The organism is Peribacillus sp. TH14 (assembly GCF_016651145.1).
Classification (GTDB): domain Bacteria; phylum Bacillota; class Bacilli; order Bacillales; family DSM-1321; genus Peribacillus; species Peribacillus butanolivorans.
Map to the genome: position 1 here is coordinate 1,819,120 of NZ_JAEKEK010000001.1, position 19,125 is coordinate 1,838,244.

Annotated in this window: 18 protein-coding genes; 6 read left to right on the forward strand and 12 right to left on the reverse strand. The window is 39.5% G+C overall.

Annotated features, from left to right (window positions below; all coding sequences use genetic code 11):
- Positions 1-89 precede the first annotated feature (89 nt).
- Positions 90-2,123, reverse strand: coding sequence for a Na+/H+ antiporter (locus JFU50_RS08750; protein ID WP_201188260.1), 2,034 nt, complete (start codon positions 2,121-2,123; stop codon positions 90-92).
- Positions 2,124-2,360: 237 nt separating this feature from the next.
- Positions 2,361-3,251, reverse strand: coding sequence for a diacylglycerol/lipid kinase family protein (locus tag JFU50_RS08755; protein ID WP_201222426.1), 891 nt, complete (start codon positions 3,249-3,251; stop codon positions 2,361-2,363).
- Between the two features lie 714 nt (positions 3,252-3,965).
- On the opposite strand from JFU50_RS08755, the gene yhfH (JFU50_RS08760) reads away from it, so the two are divergent.
- From yhfH (JFU50_RS08760) to yhfH (JFU50_RS08785), 6 genes are read left to right on the forward strand one after another with little or no spacing between them, the layout of a single operon-like run.
- Complete coding sequence (gene yhfH / locus JFU50_RS08760) at positions 3,966-4,100, forward strand: protein YhfH (RefSeq protein ID WP_082527581.1); 135 nt, start codon at positions 3,966-3,968, stop codon at positions 4,098-4,100.
- A gap of 46 nt (positions 4,101-4,146) precedes the next feature.
- Complete coding sequence (gene yhfH / locus JFU50_RS08765; protein ID WP_098176682.1) at positions 4,147-4,284, forward strand: protein YhfH; 138 nt, start codon at positions 4,147-4,149, stop codon at positions 4,282-4,284.
- A gap of 28 nt (positions 4,285-4,312) precedes the next feature.
- Entirely contained in the window at positions 4,313-4,453 is a 141-nt protein-coding gene (yhfH, locus tag JFU50_RS08770; RefSeq protein ID WP_082527583.1) for a protein YhfH, read from the forward strand.
- A gap of 23 nt (positions 4,454-4,476) precedes the next feature.
- Positions 4,477-4,617 (forward strand): protein YhfH, encoded by a 141-nt coding sequence (gene yhfH / locus JFU50_RS08775; protein WP_082527583.1) that lies wholly within the window; start codon positions 4,477-4,479, stop codon positions 4,615-4,617.
- A 23-nt stretch (positions 4,618-4,640) separates the two neighbouring features.
- Entirely contained in the window at positions 4,641-4,781 is a 141-nt protein-coding gene (gene yhfH / locus JFU50_RS08780; RefSeq protein WP_082527583.1) for a protein YhfH, read from the forward strand.
- 23 nt (positions 4,782-4,804) lie between these two features.
- Complete coding sequence (yhfH, locus tag JFU50_RS08785; RefSeq protein ID WP_201222427.1) at positions 4,805-4,945, forward strand: protein YhfH; 141 nt, start codon at positions 4,805-4,807, stop codon at positions 4,943-4,945.
- 148 nt (positions 4,946-5,093) lie between these two features.
- On the opposite strand, the gene JFU50_RS08790 is transcribed toward yhfH (JFU50_RS08785), so the two are convergent.
- The 10 genes from JFU50_RS08790 to JFU50_RS08835 all read right to left on the reverse strand — a co-directional run bounded on the left by JFU50_RS08790 (position 5,094) and on the right by JFU50_RS08835 (position 18,941).
- Positions 5,094-6,728 (reverse strand): PucR family transcriptional regulator, encoded by a 1,635-nt coding sequence (locus tag JFU50_RS08790; protein WP_201222428.1) that lies wholly within the window; start codon positions 6,726-6,728, stop codon positions 5,094-5,096.
- Between the two features lie 324 nt (positions 6,729-7,052).
- Entirely contained in the window at positions 7,053-7,268 is a 216-nt protein-coding gene (locus JFU50_RS08795) for a hypothetical protein (protein WP_053348238.1), read from the reverse strand.
- Between the two features lie 16 nt (positions 7,269-7,284).
- Positions 7,285-8,769 (reverse strand): NCS1 family transporter, encoded by a 1,485-nt coding sequence (locus JFU50_RS08800; protein ID WP_201188255.1) that lies wholly within the window; start codon positions 8,767-8,769, stop codon positions 7,285-7,287.
- 46 nt (positions 8,770-8,815) lie between these two features.
- Positions 8,816-10,234, reverse strand: a complete 1,419-nt coding sequence (gene hydA / locus JFU50_RS08805; protein WP_056525995.1) for a dihydropyrimidinase — start codon at positions 10,232-10,234, stop codon at positions 8,816-8,818.
- Between the two features lie 27 nt (positions 10,235-10,261).
- Positions 10,262-11,548: an NAD-dependent dihydropyrimidine dehydrogenase subunit PreA gene (gene preA / locus JFU50_RS08810; protein WP_056525941.1), complete on the reverse strand. Its 1,287-nt coding sequence runs from the start codon at positions 11,546-11,548 to the stop codon at positions 10,262-10,264.
- Positions 11,549-11,574: 26 nt separating this feature from the next.
- Entirely contained in the window at positions 11,575-12,933 is a 1,359-nt protein-coding gene (locus JFU50_RS08815) for an NAD(P)-dependent oxidoreductase (protein WP_201188420.1), read from the reverse strand.
- A 748-nt stretch (positions 12,934-13,681) separates the two neighbouring features.
- A complete protein-coding gene (hflX, locus tag JFU50_RS08820) occupies positions 13,682-14,944 on the reverse strand; it encodes a GTPase HflX (RefSeq protein WP_201222429.1) in 1,263 nt (420 codons plus the stop codon).
- 625 nt (positions 14,945-15,569) lie between these two features.
- A complete protein-coding gene (locus JFU50_RS08825; RefSeq protein ID WP_201222430.1) occupies positions 15,570-17,693 on the reverse strand; it encodes a heavy metal translocating P-type ATPase in 2,124 nt (707 codons plus the stop codon).
- Positions 17,686-18,048 (reverse strand): ArsR/SmtB family transcription factor, encoded by a 363-nt coding sequence (locus tag JFU50_RS08830; protein ID WP_376107593.1) that lies wholly within the window; start codon positions 18,046-18,048, stop codon positions 17,686-17,688. The genes JFU50_RS08825 and JFU50_RS08830 overlap by 8 nt, the downstream gene beginning before the upstream one ends.
- 692 nt (positions 18,049-18,740) lie before the next feature.
- Entirely contained in the window at positions 18,741-18,941 is a 201-nt protein-coding gene (locus tag JFU50_RS08835) for a cold-shock protein (RefSeq protein ID WP_034304915.1), read from the reverse strand.
- Positions 18,942-19,125 lie beyond the last annotated feature (184 nt).

Sequence of the window (19,125 nt, forward strand, 5' to 3'; positions counted from 1 at the left end):
TACCTTAATAATTCGATACTTCCTCCGAAAATCCCTCCACTAACTGGAAGAAGCGCTGCCGAAGATATCGGCAGCGCTTCTTCATATATTCAGTGAGTGTTTTCATTGATTGTTAGTGCTTCACGTAAATTGATTTGCTGGCGGAGTATATTGGCGACATCACGGGAAATTTGTCGTTTTTCAAACATATCCTGTACTTCGTCACGCTCTGCCTGAATCGCTTTATAGAATAGCTCTCTTTCATATTCGACCATTTTACTGGGAACACGGCCTCTATTTTCTCGTTTGCATCTTAAAATAAGCACTTTATACTCTTCAATAATCATGGAAGACGTCTCATGGTTTTCGGAAGTAATCCCGGCTTGGATCTCTTGGATGGCAGCTTTATACATCCTGATTTTAAGGTCTCTTACTTTTTCCAATCTCTTTAAATTGATTCTTCTTATTTCATTTTTATTAGGGAAAAATAATTTAAAAACTCGCAACATACTTCTTCTAAAAAGTGTTACTGTCCTGAAAAAACGGAATTTCATCCGATTTGTGACCGCGCCTTCCATACGTTGAATATATTCCTTGCATATAAATGCCGTTTCTCGGTCCACTTTCTCATCTTTAATAAGTTTATCTAGGAATCTTTGCTCTGCCTCAAGAGCTTTAAAGCGAAGAACCCTTTCTTCCTCTCTTAGTGCAGCAGGCTCTTTCTCTTGTTCTACATAGGACAGTGCGTTGATTTTCGTATGATATCTTGAAATGATCGATAAAGCCGCTTCTCGGTTTTCATCTGTCATTTGGGATTCTACAACTCGAATCGCCGCTTGATGTGTGTGAATGGTAGCCGATTTTGTTTTATCAGCCTGCTTATCTACGATTTCCACTTCTTCTGATCTTGCTACAATAGGTAGAAATACACTCGCAACAATCAAGGTCAATAGTATAACTCCTGCTGCAATAAAGATGATTAACGAGCGCTCTGGGAAAGGACTTCCATCTGCCAATACGTATGGAATCGAAAATGATCCAGCTAATGTTACCGCTCCTCGTACTCCGGAAATGGTAATGATTCCGGCCGCTTTCAAGTCTGGTTTTTGGGCTCCAGCTTTTTTTGTGATCCAGCCAATCGACCAAGCTGCAATAAGCCAAATGAATCGTAAAGCAAAGAGGAACAGTGTAATAATCACAATATAAATAATCACTTGTCCATTATTGAAAGCTGGATCTTCAAATATAATTTTCGCCACGCTTGGAATTTGCAGGCCAAGTAATACAAACACAAGTCCATTTAGTACATACAAAATGACAGACCATGTACTCTTTGAAACAACCTGCAGTTCTACCGTCGGTGATAATTCCCGATCCCGTTCAATGGCATGGACAATACCCCCAGCCACGACCGCTAAAATCCCAGAAAGGTGGAAATGTTCCACAGCGAGGAAAATAATAAAAGGAGTCAGGATTTGGATTAACATGTGCATCGTAACATCTTCCATTCCTAAACGGCGAAGAAATACACGGAGCCTGATAATGATGAAGGCAATAATTGCTCCACCTACAAAACCACCAGTCGCAATCCATATGAAACTGAACGTTGCGTCCACTAAGGAGAAAACACCAGTGACTGTAGCTGCAACGGCAAATTTAAAGGCAACTAGACCTGAGGCATCATTCATGAGCCCTTCTCCTTCAAGAAGGTGCATTATGCTCTTCGGCAGCTTAACGCGGCTCGCCAAAGCGCTGACTGCCACTACATCGGTAGGTGACAAAATGGCAGCTAAAGCAAATGCAGCCGGCAGTGGAATCGAAGGAATCATCCAGTTGATTAGATACCCTCCTGCCCAAACCGTTATGAATACTAGGCCTAATGCAAGCATGAGAATAGGCGCTCTCAGCCTCCATAGGGCTGTACGGGGCACATTCTTCCCATCGTTGAATAAAAGAGGTGCGATAAATAACAGCAAAAACAGCTCTGTCTCCATCTCTACGTGGATACCAAAAGGTAAAAGCGCCAGCACAACACCCAGCGTTATTTGAATTAACGGTACAGGTATAAAGGGTATAAAATGGTTAATTACATTAGACATTCCAATTAAAATTAGAAGGGCTAATATAACAAGAAAAAACTCCATACAAACATCAAACATCCTCTCTCATCTATTTTCATAACTATAAGCGTACCATATATATACCCCTTCATTCATTCAATAACTATTATTTCCTAGAAGCACCCGGAATAATGATACCTTTTTATAAAAGCAAGTGACCCTCACGTTGCGGGATAGATAAAGTTGAATATTGAGGTGATTTGCGACATTTACCCTATCAGCTTTTTCCGATTAGTGTACTCGACTTCTATACCTATACATTCATATTGTTCGCGGAACAAAAAGACGAAGGTGTTTGTGCAACACATTTGCCTGAATAGGTAAAAGACACCCTACATCGCCATCAATATTGATTGCAAGTTCCTCTGATGTAGATAAATGCAGCTTAGAAGTTTGAATATATTCTACTTCTTCGTGTCCCTTTACCTCGCCCTTTATTAAACTCGGAATAATCTTGATAATAAGAGGAAGGGATAAATCTTTAATAATAAATGTGTGCAACTTTCCATCATTTACTTCCGCCTCGGGTGCAAGTTGTTCGAAACCTCCGACTGAATTAGTCATCGTGGCAATTAATAAATAAGCCTCTCCCAACCACCTTCCCTGATCATGTTCAACAGTTAAAGGAAACGGAGTCTTTTTGACTAATGTTTTTGCTCCTTCTATAAAATAAGCAAGTGAGCCCAGACGAGTTTTTTGCTCAACGGTCACATTAGAGGTAGCCTCAGCAATTGCACCGACCGCCAGCACATTCATGAAATAACGATCATTGATCTTCCCGATGTCAGCATCCTTAATCTGTGCTTCTTTTAACATCTCTATGGATTTATCAGGATCCAACGGTATGCCAAGGGACCTAGCGAAGTCATTTACCGTTCCTAGTGGAATGATGCCGAAAACAGGCCGATGCTTCTGTTCGGCCAACCCATTCACTGTCTCATTTACTGTTCCATCTCCCCCCATCGAAATGACAGCATCAAATTTTTCTGCACAGGATTCCTTAGCAAACTCCATAGCATCACCTTCGACTTCGGTTTTACGAACAATCACTTGATCATAGATACACCTTAGTACCCTTTCTGCGTTCGGCAATATCTGTCCTGCCTTTTCCTTCCCTGAAGATGGATTTATGATAATCATCACTTTTGACATATGCGACCTCCCATTAATGTACTTCTACTACCAAGTTACCTCTTTACTAAAGCACTAAAACCGCACACCCCCTTTTCAGGAGCTTAATATTCATTTTTTTGAATCAAAAGTATCTGATCACGAAAAAAAGAACGCAACACTACTGACAAGTCAGATACTTTCCTTCTTTACGATGATATTTTCCGCCGTACTTTAACAAGTTGAGAATGCAAGCCATCGTTTCATATTTCTAGTATTCACTCTGTTTTTTGCTTATCGGTGCTTAAAGGAGAAAAAGTTATATTCATTAGTCCTGCACAGGAACTTTCATATATTAACTGCTGTCTTATGAACTTACCGACATTTTAGAGCAGCTAAAAGACATATAGAAATAGAAACAGGTTAGCCATCAATTTGTTTTTCGTGTAATTTATCTGTACTTCAATCTGTTACATAAAACACTATTTTATTTCATTGAATATTGCATAACCTTTCGTTCGCTCTTAATTTTCCTCACTTCTCAACCTATATATTTCTTCAGATTTTCATTTTTTTTAATAATTGACCAAAAAAAATATTAACAAAAACCCTATTCCTATAGGGTTTTTGTGCTCAATCTGAAATATTTTTTAAATTTTCTGTAAAATACCTATACATTTTCCAATTTCGGGTATATACTGTATTATAACAACAAGCAAACAACAAAAACTGTACTATATAGAGGAGGGGCGAGACATGCAAACAAATCAATCAAGTTTATTAATAAACCATTCATTTAAACATTGCCCGGAATGTGGTGAAACACTTGTTGAACAATCAGATTCCTATCTGATGGAATGCGATCGCTGCCTTTCTAAACGTGAAGAATAAATCATTTTAAGAAAAAATATAAAAACATTAAAAGGAGGAAATAATCATGCAAACGAAAAAAACCATTGAATTTTTCAACAATATCCCTGCTAAACATTGCCCTGAGTGCGGTGATCATATTGTCGAACATGCTGAGTCCTACTTAATGGAATGTGACCGCTGTCTTACCAAACGTGAAGACTAGTTTAACCAAATTAAAAGGAGGGAACCACATGCAAACTAAAAATCCGTTAGAGTTCTTTAGAACCCTGCCACCTAAACAATGTCCCGAGTGCGGTGATCAAATCACTGAACAAGCTGAATCTTACTTAATGGAATGTGACCACTGCCTTTCTAAACGCGAAGACTACTAAACCATTTAAAGGAGGAAACTATCATGCAAACTAAAAATCCGTTGGAGTTCTTTAGAACCCTGCCACCTAAACAATGTCCCGAGTGCGGTGATCAAATCACTGAACAAGCTGAATCTTACTTAATGGAATGTGACCACTGCCTTTCTAAACGCGAAGACTACTAAACCATTTAAAGGAGGAAACTATCATGCAAACTAAAAATCCGTTGGAGTTCTTTAGAACCCTGCCACCTAAACAATGTCCCGAGTGCGGTGATCAAATCACTGAACAAGCTGAATCTTACCTCATGGAATGTGACCACTGCCTTTCTAAACGCGAAGACTACTAAACAATTAAAAGGGGGAAACTATCATGCAAACTAAAAATCCGTTGGAATTCTTTAGAACCCTGCCACCTAAACAATGTCCCAAGTGTGGTGATCAAATCACTGAACAAGCTGAATCTTACCTCATGGAATGTGACCACTGCCTTTCCAAAAAAGATGAATATTAAAAAAAAGATACTGACATCAAGAAGCTGTAAAGGCCAACTTGTTGATGTCAGTACATTTCCGAGAAATCACAAATATATTAACTTGCCACTCCAACTCCCTTTCAGTGCATTATAAAAAGGATGTCCTTTGAACACCCTTGGTTTTTTTCTATTTACCCACATATTTATCCATATATTCCCCACTAGTCTTCCTACTACTGTTCTGTAAGTAATCCAAGGCAAAAATCATGAATTCGATGCCAAGGCGTTGATCTGAGCGCATAAAATTTGACCCTAATAGTTTTTCTAATTTTTCTAGCCGATGGTACAGTGTTTGCCGGACAATAAATAGTTGTTTTGAAGTTTCCTGTTTCGATCCATTACAAGCGAGATAGGTCTTCAAGGTAGGCATCAATTCACCGTTATTTTGTTTGTCATATTCGATAACAGGACCTAAATATTCATGAACGGTTTCTTCCAAATTACCATGCTTATTGATTAGAGAAATCATACGATACATATGTAAGTCCTGATAAAAAAAGCTTCTGTTCTCCTCTGGTAAGGTATCCTGAAGCAATAAAGTCTCACGAGCCGTTTCATAACTTTTATAAATCTCACTTAACTTTTGAACGTGTTTTCCAAACCCAATAGTAAGCAGGCTCATACGATTACGTCCGCTGACATCCATTTTCATAATACGATCCAAGGCACTTGTCACCCTTCCTTTCCAATCTTCGGATGAACGATTATCGCCTAGGATGAAGACAAGGTGCTGATGAATTTCCATAGAGAAAATCTGAAAACCATATTGTTCAAAAACTGTCCTAAACATTATCTTAAAATAGGTTCCATCTAATTTTGTTGAACTTTTATTATACCGTGGATGTTGTTTGCAAATGCAAACAATCCCGCCATCTAGCTGCATTTTCGGATCAATATAGGAAAGCCGCTCACGGATTGCTTCGTCGCTATACTCCCCTTCAATCCAGTTTGTTAGCCATTTGCTTTCTTCTGACATTTTCTTTTCTTCTATATATAATTCCCGTAATAGATGCTGAGCCAAAGCGGTGGCTGTCCGATCCAAGATCAGTGAATCAAAATCCGTCAACTCTCTATCGCTACTGCAAATGAGCAGTTCCGCATAATTCTCACCGAGCACTTGAATCGGTTGTCTAAGAACGGTTTTGTTCAAAGTTCTCTTTTCTTCATTTACTTCCACTAACATTTGATAGGTTATTTTTTTCTTTATTTTTGGAATACTGGCTATATCGTTTTCATTAAAGATAAGAATAACCTGTACATTTAAATAGTTATGGAGAAATTTTAGAATTGATTCATAATGGTCAATTTCGAGGAGATTTTTATTTAGCTGCTGGGAGTAGTTCTCTAAGTTGGAGATCATTTGATATTGTTTATTAATGATTAGGGAATGAATATCCTGAGTAATTTCTACGAATGGAACTTCTTGATGAAATAGGATGATAGGGAATTGGTGTTCATCTGCAAGATCTATCGCACATTGGGGAATTGCCATGGTGCGGGTACCTATCTCTATACACAGTCCTGCTGCATTACATTGAATTAGCTGATTTAAATAGGAAAGAAATGTGCTATCACAATCTTTCCACCCCAAACCGGTGGTCAGAATCAGTTCATTTCCATTTAACAAGTGGCTGATTTGGGTGACTTCCATGCAGTGGACCCATTTCACTTGACGCTTTATTCCACTGCTGCCGGCGATTATATCCGTCTGATTAAAATGCCTGCGCGTTAGAATTTCCTCGATTGTAATCGAAGTATTCATTCATCCATCCACCATCCTTCTATAAAACTGCTATAAAATCTATTATAAACGGACAGTCTATAAATCTCCAGACACTTGTCAGAAAATCTAACGTCAAAATTCAACAAAAAATTCATCACTTATGTTCAAAATGATGCTATGAACTCAAATTCTACATTGATTATCTATATCTATTGGCTATCTATCTTATCATTTCTATCAGAAAGCCAAGAATATTGATTTCTTAGGTTTAAAAGCATTCTCGAACTTTGATTCAAGACAGCTACACAAAAGTGGCCTATTCATTTAACGAATAGGCCAGAATTTCAAGTTTATACGTGAATTTTAATGCAACTTCCTGAAAAGCAATGTTGAGAAGTATTTTCTTCCTTCCGGGGTTTTGATATTCAACTGCTTCCATTCCTGCTTCGTACCTTCTATCAGTTCGAAATCGAGAAAAGCCCCACTTAAATTTTCCGAGACTCGGGTGATTCGATATCCTCTTTCAAGTAAAAAATCAATTTGTTCCCTTTCTAAGCGATACTCTTGATATTCGGACATTTCTACTCCCCCTTTTTTACACATTCTCCCCGCCAGTAGCAGTCGTAATAACCAATTCTTTTTCAATTTCTAATTCCTTTTCGATTTTCCAATCCCTCCCTATTGATATACCTAAATATTTCTCATCACTTGGGTCAATAATTTCGGCTTGTTCATATTTCTTAAACCACCAAAATTTTGCCAATACATAATAACTTGCGCTACCAAGCACGAATCCCACAATAAACGAATAGTTTGAAAAAACTGTGGCACCTATTCCACCAATCGCCCAAGAAATGATTCCCGCCCAATTCACACCATTCAAGTATTTATATTGACCTTCACTTTCATATAGTTCTGGTACATTAACACGTCGTTTACGAAGGAAATAATAATCAGCCACCAAGATGCCAACAATAGATGCTAAAACTCCACCTACAATTAACAAAACTTCTATTATTATGCCGAACAAGCTCCATGGCTGAACTACGATTCCAATAAACCCGGCGACAACAACTCCCGCCCAAAAAGGCATTTTAGGACCCATGATATTTGAGAAAATGGTAGCTGCCGGGATTACATTGGCAGTAGTATTCGTCGACCATTGAGCAAAAACTATCATGATTAAAAGGACTCCAAGAGCAATTCCACTTGCCGATCCTTGTATAGCAACGACGGGATCATAATTGGAAACAGCCATGTAAGAAACCCCTCCGATAATAACCATGAACGTCTGAGTAATGGGATAGGTAATAATATTCCCAATAACCTGCCCCTTATTGCGCCTGAACCAATTTTTTTCATTTTTAGGTGCCTTGATATAACGAGAAAGTGTCGGCATATCCGCCGCCAACGTACCCCAAAATCCCATATTAGCCATTATGACGACCATGAAAGCCGTTGCCGCTGCACCTCCAGTTACCGGACTTTCAATCCAGGTCCATACATCTCTTCCTTGGGCCACAGCTTGATCGGAAAGAGTAAAATACATCCAGCCTGAAATCAAGATGATGACTGGTGCTGCTAAGTCAGCAAATCGTTCAATCGACTTGATTCCCATTGCCGTGTTAACTAATTGTAAAACGGCAAAAATGAGGAAGCAGATAAACCAATTATCAAAGTTAAAAAGGGTTGCAAAGATTGCATTCATTGCAGTTGCACCGAAGTAGGTGTTAAGACCGAACCAGCATGAGGCAACAAACCCCCTAACAACCGATGGAATATGGGTACCGATCGTACCGAATGGCGCCCTCATATAGACTGGGAAAGAGATGCCATGCTCAACCCCGATATCTCCTGTCATTGTCATCAAAAAGCCAAGAACTACACAAGCAATGACCGTTGCCAGCACGACCCAACCAAGCGCTAAGCTTTGTACACCGTTACCGCCAATTGCAAAGGCGGCCAATACTACAGCCATTCCTACCCAAATAAATCCAAAACCGGCTGCACTTATGTTCTTCTCACTATGAGGTATAGGCAGCAAATCGGGAGACTTTAAATAATCTTTCTTCTCACTCATATAAAATCCCCCAATATTAATTTGCTTGTTTTTCCTTACAGACGTTTTAGACAGGAAGCTTTTGCTCTGAATCCGACTCCAGCGACGTGTTATATTTAGCCCGTTTCAAGAATTGCCCTTTTCCAGCCTCACCTACAAATTGCTTTTCTCTAATGACAAATTGACCGCGTGATAAAACAGAAACCGGTTCACCTGTTATTTTCATTCCCTCAAACGCATTATAATCGACAGCCATATGATGAGTATCTGCAGAAATAGTCCGCTCCACCTTTGGATCAAAGATGACAATATCCGCATCTGATCCTACAGCAATCGTTCCTTTTTTAGGGAACAATCCAAAAAGTTTGGCTGCCCGGGTTGAAGTGATGTCCACGAATTGATTCAAGGTGATACGCTCTTTCTTGACTCCTTCCGAAAACAGAATACTCATTCGGTCTTCAATTGTAGGACCACCATTGGGGATTTTCGTAAAGTCTTCACGCCCAAGATCTTTTTGACCTTTAAAATCAAAAGAGCATTGGTCGGAGCCTATCGTTTGCAACTGGCCTGTTTTTAAAGCGTTCCATAGTACTTCCTGATTTCTCTTTTCCCTTAATGGAGGAGACCATACATATTTAGATCCTTCGAAATTGGGCTTTTCAAGGTAGGTTTGGTCAAGGACCAAGTATTGCGGGCAAGTCTCACCCCAAATATCAACCCCTTTATTTCTTGCCTCTGTAATTTTTTCAACCGCATCTTCACATGTGACATGAACGACATAAAGCTGACTGTTTGCCATCTCCGTCAACTTGGCTGCTCGTCCCGTTGCTTCTCCTTCAAGTTCCGGAGGCCTTGTTAACGCATGATAAATCGGATCAGTATGACCTTCAGCAAGCGCCTGTTTTGTTAAATAATCAATCACATCGCCATTTTCAGCATGGACCATGACAAGTGCGCCAAGTTCTTTCGCTTGAAGCAGTGTACGGTAAAGTGTCGCATCATCGGCTTGAAAAACATTCTTGTAAGCCATAAACACTTTAAACGAAGAAATCCCTTCATTCTCGATGATACTTGGCAACTCAGCCAGAACCTTATCATTAATTTCACTAATCATTAAATGAAAACTATAATCTATTGCTGCTTTTTCACTTGCCTTTTCGTGCCACGTTTCTATAGATTTCTTTAATGGCGCCCCTTTTTCGGTCAAACAAAAGTCGATGACCGTAGTCGTACCTCCATATGCAGCAGCTATCGTACCTGTTTCATAATCATCCTTTGTTGTAGTCCCACCGAACGGCATATCAAGATGGGTATGTGGGTCAATACCTCCTGGAAAAATATACGCGCCTTTTGCATCAATGATTTCCGCTCCCTCTGCTGAAAGGTCTTTACCAATCATTGTAATGATTTCATTTTCAATTAAAATATCCGCTTGATACGTATCTGCAGCCGTTGCAATTGTTCCATTTTTAATAATTTTCTTCATGATCTTCTTCATATATAATCTCCTCCATTATTTTACGAAATCAACACTTTCATTACCGATGTTCCCAAGGAATGCCTGACGTTCATTCCAAGTCATTGGAGGCAAATCACTTGTCAGTTCAATCATGTCGATTGCCCCATCAACCGGGCATACAATCGAACAAAGATTACATCCGACACAATCTTCTTCACGGACTCGTAAGAATGGGCTGCCTGACGGGTCTTTTAACATATCTATACATTGATGTGAAGTATCTTCACAGGCAATATGACATTTATTGCAGTTAATGCACACATCATTATTAATGCGCGCCACTACCTTATAATTAAGATCTAAATTTCCCCAATCGGAATAACGGGGTACAGACTTACCAACAATATCCATCACAGAGGATATCCCTTTTTCATCGAGGTAATTAGACAGACCATCAATCATGTCCTCGACAATTCGAAAACCGTGATGCATGGCAGCAGTACAAATTTGCACCCCCGTTGAACCCATCAATAAAAATTCAACCGTATCCTGCCAATTAGATATTCCACCGATTCCCGATATCGGAACATTAATCAGTGGATTCCTTGCACATTCTGCAACCATATTTAAAGCAATCGGCTTCACAGCAGGACCACAATACCCGCCATGGGCACCCTTACCGCCTACATGGGGAATCGTATTCCATGAATGGATATCCACTCCTGCCAGGCTGTTAATCGTATTAATCATACTAATTGCATCCGCTCCACCGCGTATAGCGGCTTCCGCAGTAACCGTGATGTCAGTTATATTCGGAGTAAGTTTGACAATGACAGGTTTCGATGCCGCTTCCTTTGCCCAATATGTTTGCTTTTCCACAAGCTCAGGAACCTGTCCAGAAGCAGCGCCCATACCCCGCTCAGCCATACCGTGCGGGCAGCCAAAGTTCAATTCATAACCATCAACCCCCACGTCTTCTATGCGTTTGATAATTTCATGCCACTTATCTTGATGCGGTTCGACCATTACTGATGCAATGATTGCATGGTCAGGGAAACGTTTTTTCGTTTCATATATTTCTTTTAAGTTCACCTCAAGTGGTCGATCCGTAATCAATTCAATATTGTTGAAACCAGCTACTCGCTGGCCATTAAAACCCACAGCTGCAAAACGTGATGAGACATTCAGAATAGGATCTCCCAACGTCTTCCAAACGGCTCCTCCCCAGCCAGCCTCAAATGCCCGCTGCACTTGATACCCCGAATTAGTAGGTGGTGCCGACGCCAGCCAAAAAGGATTGGGAGATTTAATACCCGCAAGATCAATTGATAAATCAGCCATGTTAAGCCTCCTAATTTTCATTTTTATTAAGCAATATCTACCGCTTCGCTCATTAAAATCCGGTCAATTTCATAGGCTGTCTTCTTCCCTTGCTGGGCAGCGGAAACAACCATTGCCTCACCTTGGCCTTTTCCAAAAATAACGTCACCACAGGCAAATACTTTTTCATTCGACGTTTTATATGAGTCTCCTTCTAATGTTACGACGCCTCCATCATGCTCAATGCCAAACTGTTCAATCAGTCCTACATATCTAGATTGGCCGATAGCACGGATAACGCCATCGACAGGTATAACAAATTCTGATCCAGAAATCGGTACAGGACGACGGCGACCATCTTCTCCTGCCTCACTAAGCACCATTTTTACACACTCGATACCCGTTACCTGACCATTGCTATCTGAAATAATCCTAGAAGGGTTCGTCAGCCAGTGAAACCCGACACCTTCCTGTTTAGCAAACTCATATTCAAAATCGTAAGCTGTCATTTCCTTCTGGGTACGACGATAGATAATTCCAACTTGTTCGGCACCAAGACGTACAGAACAGGTTGCTGCATCAATCGCTGTATTCCCAGCTCCAATGACCGCCATCTTCTTCCCAACGAATTTATCAGTGATAGCCTCTGTTTTCGTTGCCTTGACGAAGTCGATTGCATCATATACTTCAGCCAGGTCTTCTCCTTCAATTCCAAGTTTTGGAACATCAGACATACCAATCGCCAAAATAACGGCATCATAGTCGGTGGTTAGCTGGGTAGCAGAAACATCAACACCAACCCTCGTATTCGTTTTAATTTCAACATCTAAACTCTTTACTTGTTCAACTTCCCAATAAGAAATGCTCTGTGGCAAACGGAAAGATACGATACCGTACGTATTTAATCCACCTGGATTTTTTTCAGCTTCGAAAATGGTTACACTGTAGCCAAGCAAGGCTAATTCCCTTGCTGCAGATAAGCCCGCAGGTCCGCTTCCGACAATGGCAACCTTTTTGCCATTCTTCTTCCCGGCCTTGAATAGAGCTTGTTTATTTTGGATGGCCCAATCTGTGGAATAACGCTGGAGATTGCCAATCATGATTGGCTTTGTAGAATGGTTTAGGACACATGCCCCCTCACATAATTCTTCTGTCGGGCATACTCGCGCACAACTGGCACCGACTGGATTGGCTGTCATGATCGTCTTGGCCGATCCTTTAAAATTCCCTGATGCTATTTTCTTAATAAAACTTGGAATATCTATCCCTGTCGGACAGGCTTGAATACATGGGGCATCATAGCAGTATAAACATCGATTCGATTCTTCCAAAGCTTCACGTGGGGTTAACCCCCTCTCCACTTCCTGAAAGTTCATCGCCAGACCATCTTTTAACGGACTCGTCATACTCATCTACTATTCTCCTTCCAAAAATTTATTTGTGAAAAATAAAAAGGGAGGAATTGCATGTATTCATCTAAAATAGCATTTCCTATCCTTACAATTAGAGAATTTATGGCAGTAACCCACTGTCGTTCTTCATCGTTCTATTTAGAAAGACAGTCACAACGATATAATTGCCAATAATCTCACATTCCGTTTATTATTTTCTTTTATTTTCTTGATGATCACGCCTTGGTCTCTGCTTCCTTTGGCCATTAAAAGCCCCCCCAATCGTTCTTAAAAACTCACAATCTGGTAATAACCAGATAAATTGAGTATTCTTTATTTTATAATGATAAAAAGCAAGTTACATTATACAAAGTGTAAAATATTGTTAACTGTTTAATGTGCACTATGTAATAACCATGTGATATTTCCTAACAACAAATGATAAACATCGTCATTTTTCTACAAACCTTACTTAATATTCATCACACTTACTGAATTTTTTTAATAAAACTAACTTATCAACACTTTGTCCACAAATTAAAAAGCCCTAGAAAATATTAAATGCAATTTTCTAGGGCTTTTTAATTTTATTCACAGGTTATCCACATAAAAATAATATGTGGATAACAAGAAATACTGAGTTATTTCAACGTTTTCCAGTAAGTATTGTATTTTTCTTAAAAAACTATACACAGGTTCAATAGTGAATTTTCAGTCATTAACAACTTGCTAACAACTTATACACATATTATCAACAAAACGATTACTTAGAGTTAATAACGTATTGATGATATTTTTCATAATCTGTTTTCTTGCACTCAAGTTTTAATTTAGATCCATTCTCATCATATTCTGTTTCCGTTATATGACCATGTTCATTGAAATAGGATACCAACTGTCCCTGGTCATACGGAATCAGCATCTCACAGCGAATATAGTCTACAAAAACATGTCCTCGGATTTGATCGATCAATTCCTGTATGCCTACTTTGTTTTTCACTGACATATAAACAGAGTCACGATTCACCTGCGGGATATCTATTTCAGTCAGATCTGCTTTATTATAAGCAAAAATAGTTGGAATTTCTTTAATGCCTATATCATTCAAAGTTTGATCTGTAATCTCTATTTGCTGCTCATAATTGGGATTGGAAAAATCAACAACATGAATCAATAAGTCAGCTTCGACCACTTCTTCTAAGGTTGAACGGAACGCTTTCACAAGATGATGCGGTAGTTTTGAAACAAAACCAACCGTGTCCGTCAGTAAAAATTCCTTATTATCCGGCAAAGGAATGTTTCGCACGGAAGTCTCAAGCGTAGCAAACAGCATATCCTTTTCCAAAACCTGCTTTTCGGTTGTTGGGTGAAACATTTCAATCAAAGCGTTCATGATCGAGGATTTCCCTGCATTCGTATAACCGACTAAAGAAACGACTGGGATGGCATTCTTTTTCCGCTGCTTCCTCTGCGTTTGACGGTGTGCAACAAGTTCTTCCAGTTCTTTATTCAAAACACTTATATTTTCCTCTATTCTCCTACGGTCAAGCTCTAACTGCTTTTCCCCAGCACCTTTGTTTGTACCAACTCCACCACTCTGACGACCTAATGACTCCCTTAATCCAACGAGACGTGGGAGCATATATTGAAGTTTTGCCAATTCTACCTGAAGCTGGGCTTCCTTTGTTTTTGCTCGGTGTGCAAAAATGTCCAGAATCAAGATTGTCCGATCAATTACCTTACAATCCATGTCCCTCTCCAGATTCCGAAGTTGTGAAGGCGACAACTGATCATTAAAGATGACGACATTCGCTTCCTTATACTCCACAAGATTTTTTACTTCCTCAATCTTTCCGGTTCCAATAAAATGTGATGAGTTCACCCGATGCAAATTCTGTGTGATCGTCCCGACAACCTCTACCTCACAGGCCTCCGTTAAATTAGCCAATTCCTCCATTGAATAATCAAAATCCTTTTGGCTATTGAGGTTTACCCCAACTAAGATTGCCCTTTGCTCTAATTCCATTCTTTCAAATCCCTTCCTGTAACTGCCATACTCAATTTAACAATCACACAGGATCATCCTATGCCTCATTAAAAGTCAGCCACATTGTAGCACACTACATAGAACATGCATAACGATTGCTTGGCTCTGCATTCAAAAATGTTCTTATTAGGATTCCTTTTACTTAAAAGAAAATTCAACATATTAAATACCAGGCCATATTCAGACCTGGTATTTTTGATATTCTATTGGTTTCTTATTTTCTTTCGACCTTATAGGATTGAATTCAATCGTTTATTAATCGTCCCGCTCTACTTTACCCTCTTTTACCTCGTCATTTTCATTAAGCAACTCGAGCCATAGTGGAAATTCAGATTCAGCTATATATCCGCCTTTTTTATACGATACCAGGACTCTTCCAGTATCGAACCGTTTCTGTACATCCCTTCCTCTTTTCTCAATAATGGTTTCGATAACGATCGATCACTTCATCTGGCGACGTTGTACTCGCCCATTCAATTGCTTTACTGTTGAGTGAAAAACTTCTGAACTGTATGTGAATTATCAGTTTCACATGAAACATTTTGGAGCAGTACAAGAAAAGGCTTCCTTGCACCTTTAAAAGGAACCAGGAAGCCATATTCAATTACTCTTTTATTCTTAGCAATCTAAGACTGTTCAATGTGACCAATAACGTTGCTCCCATGTCTGCAAAAATTGCCATCCACAGTGTTAACCAGCCTGGTGCTATCAATAGTAAAGCCAGAATCTTAATCGCTAACGAAAATGTGATGTTCTGCTTAATAATTTTTAACGTTTTACGACTTAGGCGTATCGTATAAGGCAGCTTTGATAAGTCATCACCCATTAAGGCAATATCTGCGGTTTCAAGGGCGGTGTCCGCCCCCGCTCCCCCCATCGCAATCCCAACCGTGGAAGCCGCTAAAGCCGGTGCATCATTGACACCATCGCCAATCATAGCCACTCGATTATATTTCTGTTTCCATTGTTTGATAAAGGCCAGTTTATCTTGCGGCAATAGCTCCGCTTGAATCTCATGAACGCCAGCTTCTGCTCCAATCGCTTTTGCTGTTCCGATATTATCCCCGGTTAGCATTATCGTTTTTTCAATCCCGAGAGCATGCAGTTTCCGGATTGCTTCCTTACTGCTTTCCCTTATTTCGTCCGCAACTGCAATCAGTGCAAGGAGTTTTATTTGATTGCCAAGCACCATCACCGTTTTTCCTTCATTTTGATAATCATTTATTTGGATACGAACATCTTCAGAAAAGGCTAAACCGCCCTCTTCTTCAAAAAGATGTGGTTTCCCAATGTAATAGACTTCTCTATTTATTGTTCCTTTTATACCTTTACCCGTGATTGCGGTAAAATCCTCGACCACTAGAGAGTGATAGTCCATGTTCTGGCTCTCTGCTTTTTGGAGAATGGCCGTGGCAAGAGGATGTTGTGAACAACTTTCTAAAGCTGCAGCAATCCCTAGAACTTCCTGTTCACTCACCCCGTCAACCAATACCGTGAAATCAGTCACTTCAGGTATTCCCTTTGTCAAAGTACCTGTTTTATCAAACGCAATCGCCTTTATGGCTCCAGCTTCCTCCAAATGGACTCCGCCTTTAATCAGTACACCATTTTTCGCAGCATTTCCGATGGCTGTTACAATTGCAATTGGTGTAGAGATAACTAAAGCACATGGACAACCAACAACCAGCACAGCCAATCCTCGGTAAATCCATTCACTCCATTCCCCGTTTATGACAAGCGGCGGAATAACGGCAATGGCCAACGCTATCAGCATAATGGCGGGCGTATAGAATTTTGCAAATCTATCAACAAATGCCTGGGAAGGAGCTTTTTCAGCCTGAGCTTCTTCAACAAGATGTATGATTTTTGCAATCGTCGTATCCTCTACTCGTTTCGTGACCTCCACTTCCAGCAGTCCTTCACCATTTAAGGTTCCAGCAAATACTTCACCCTCAACCGTTTTAAATATTGGCTCTGATTCCCCTGTAATGGCTGCTTGATTCAGTGTCGAGGCACCTTTCGTGATCCTGCCGTCCATAGCGAGCTTCTGACCGGGTTTGACAATCATGGTGTCGCCCACCTCAATCTCATCAACAGCAACCATCATTTCGTGATGTCCCCTACGAATCAAGGCCTCTTTAGGAGCTATATTCATTAATGATTCTATAGAATTCCGGGCTTTATCCATCGAATATTTTTCCAGCGCTTCACTGATTGCAAACAGAATAACGACTGTTGCTCCCTCGCCCCATTCACCCAGCACAGCTGCTCCAATAATTGCAACCGTCATTAGGGTGTGCATATCAAAGCGCAGTCTGACAAGATTTTTCAGTCCATTGATAAATAGTGAATATCCACCAACTAAAATTGCAGCCGCATAGCCAATCACTGACATGTTGCTTCCATCACCATATTGTTTATCCAATATCCAACTGATTAAAAGAAGGATAGCAGAAAACACTACTTTAATATTTTCTTTTTGCTTCCAAAACGGTTCCTTTTCCGTAACCTGTTCTTGTTCATCCCGGATTTTAAGATTATCAAAGGCTCCCGCTTTTTCAATTTCTTCAATTGTTGTACTTCCTTGAATCGAAATCTTCGAAGCCCCGAAGTTGATTTTGGCAACTTTCACTCCCTCAAGGTCACGGACATTATTTTCAAATTTAGCCGCACAATTCGTACAGGATAGACCTTGAATTCGATACGTTTTTGATTGGGATTCAGCCATCGACCCTCACCTCCTGCTGATGTTCTAATGCAATAAGAATTAATTGTTTTATATGATGATCATCTAATGAATAAAATGCTAACTTACCTTCTTTTCGATATTTTACGATTGCATGTTTATATAGGGTACGAAGATGATGTGAGGTTGTCGCCATTGAGGCACCAATGATATTCGCCAAATCACACACACACAACTCCTCATCCGTACATAGCGCATAAGCAATTTTCGCTCTGTTTTCATCACCGATAACTTTAAACAGCTTCGATATACTAGAGATATTCACCTGGCTCATTTCTTCTTGAATGCAGTTCACCTTTACTTCATCATGCAGGTGAACATCACACATATCCTTCATTTCCGCCATCTTCTCACCCCCCCTCATTCAAATATGCGTTTGATTATAATATACCATAATTTGCTGAATATTCAAACCTAGATTTGAATGTAAAAGAAACTTACTTCCTCCCCAAAGCAGACTTGATAAAAGCGGCATATATGACTATATATGAAAAACACTGGCTTTTGTTTCAATTTGAACTTCATCCACATACACCAAGATCAGATCAACGCATGACTAGAAATCGTTCATAACTCATAAATTTTATTATTGTATAAACGAAGAGAGGTCAAAGTGCCTATTTTGGCAACCTGACCTCTGTATTATTATTCTCTATACCTTTATAGGTGTCATAGAAGGCTTCATTCTAAAATGGTTAAGAAATGTCTTATCAAATATCCCCTGAATCGTATCAATTTTTTCTTTAATCATCTTCTAATGAAAAAAAAGATTGAAAGGATATGAGCTTCCCTCATGTCCCTTCAATCTAATGATTTCCGTACTTTCCTATCCCAATGCCTTAATAGAATAAAATAATTAATTTAGTATTTTTTTGAAAAACTATGATATACTTAGTCAAACCTTTTAAGCGTTTTACTTTACTTGTACCATTTACCCTGCTCAATCTTTGAGCAGGTTTTTTTGACTTTCTTTTTACAAAACAAAAAGACAGACCCTATAACTAGGATCTGTCTTTATTTGTTTTGAAATTATGCTTTTTGAACGTTAGAAGCTTGAGGTCCACGTTGACCTTGCTCTACTTCAAAAGTAACTTCTTGACCTTCGTCTAAAGATTTGAAACCTTCGCTTTGGATAGCTGAGAAATGTACGAATACGTCGTCTCCGTTTTCGCGTTCGATGAATCCAAAACCTTTTTCTGCGTTAAACCATTTCACTTTACCTTGTTCCATTGTTGTTGCCTCCTAGTGCATTTAAGCACATTGTATTACTATCCTTGCTCTAAGTCATCATCGAAAACGAAAAGTAGTACTTTTAGTATCCTTAGTACCGAACAAAAATAATTAAGACTAAGCATAACATTAAATGGCAGCGATTGCAAATAGTTTAAGTAAACTTTTTTCAAGCAATTTTTAA

Coding starts and splice junctions, on each gene's coding strand:
- yhfH (WP_082527583.1), top strand. CDS start 4,313: ATGCAAACTAAAAATCCGTTAGAGTTCTTTAGAACCCTGCCACCTAAA.
- yhfH (WP_098176682.1), top strand. CDS start 4,147: ATGCAAACGAAAAAAACCATTGAATTTTTCAACAATATCCCTGCTAAA.
- JFU50_RS08750 (WP_201188260.1), bottom strand. CDS start 2,123: ATGGAGTTTTTTCTTGTTATATTAGCCCTTCTAATTTTAATTGGAATG.
- JFU50_RS08830 (WP_376107593.1), bottom strand. CDS start 18,048: ATGAAGGATATGTGTGATGTTCACCTGCATGATGAAGTAAAGGTGAAC.
- hflX (WP_201222429.1), bottom strand. CDS start 14,944: ATGGAATTAGAGCAAAGGGCAATCTTAGTTGGGGTAAACCTCAATAGC.
- JFU50_RS08790 (WP_201222428.1), bottom strand. CDS start 6,728: ATGAATACTTCGATTACAATCGAGGAAATTCTAACGCGCAGGCATTTT.
- preA (WP_056525941.1), bottom strand. CDS start 11,548: ATGGCTGATTTATCAATTGATCTTGCGGGTATTAAATCTCCCAATCCT.
- JFU50_RS08795 (WP_053348238.1), bottom strand. CDS start 7,268: ATGTCCGAATATCAAGAGTATCGCTTAGAAAGGGAACAAATTGATTTT.
- JFU50_RS08835 (WP_034304915.1), bottom strand. CDS start 18,941: ATGGAACAAGGTAAAGTGAAATGGTTTAACGCAGAAAAAGGTTTTGGA.
- JFU50_RS08755 (WP_201222426.1), bottom strand. CDS start 3,251: ATGTCAAAAGTGATGATTATCATAAATCCATCTTCAGGGAAGGAAAAG.
- yhfH (WP_082527583.1), top strand. CDS start 4,477: ATGCAAACTAAAAATCCGTTGGAGTTCTTTAGAACCCTGCCACCTAAA.
- JFU50_RS08815 (WP_201188420.1), bottom strand. CDS start 12,933: ATGACGAGTCCGTTAAAAGATGGTCTGGCGATGAACTTTCAGGAAGTG.
- JFU50_RS08800 (WP_201188255.1), bottom strand. CDS start 8,769: ATGAGTGAGAAGAAAGATTATTTAAAGTCTCCCGATTTGCTGCCTATA.
- yhfH (WP_201222427.1), top strand. CDS start 4,805: ATGCAAACTAAAAATCCGTTGGAATTCTTTAGAACCCTGCCACCTAAA.
- yhfH (WP_082527583.1), top strand. CDS start 4,641: ATGCAAACTAAAAATCCGTTGGAGTTCTTTAGAACCCTGCCACCTAAA.
- hydA (WP_056525995.1), bottom strand. CDS start 10,234: ATGAAGAAAATTATTAAAAATGGAACAATTGCAACGGCTGCAGATACG.
- JFU50_RS08825 (WP_201222430.1), bottom strand. CDS start 17,693: ATGGCTGAATCCCAATCAAAAACGTATCGAATTCAAGGTCTATCCTGT.
- yhfH (WP_082527581.1), top strand. CDS start 3,966: ATGCAAACAAATCAATCAAGTTTATTAATAAACCATTCATTTAAACAT.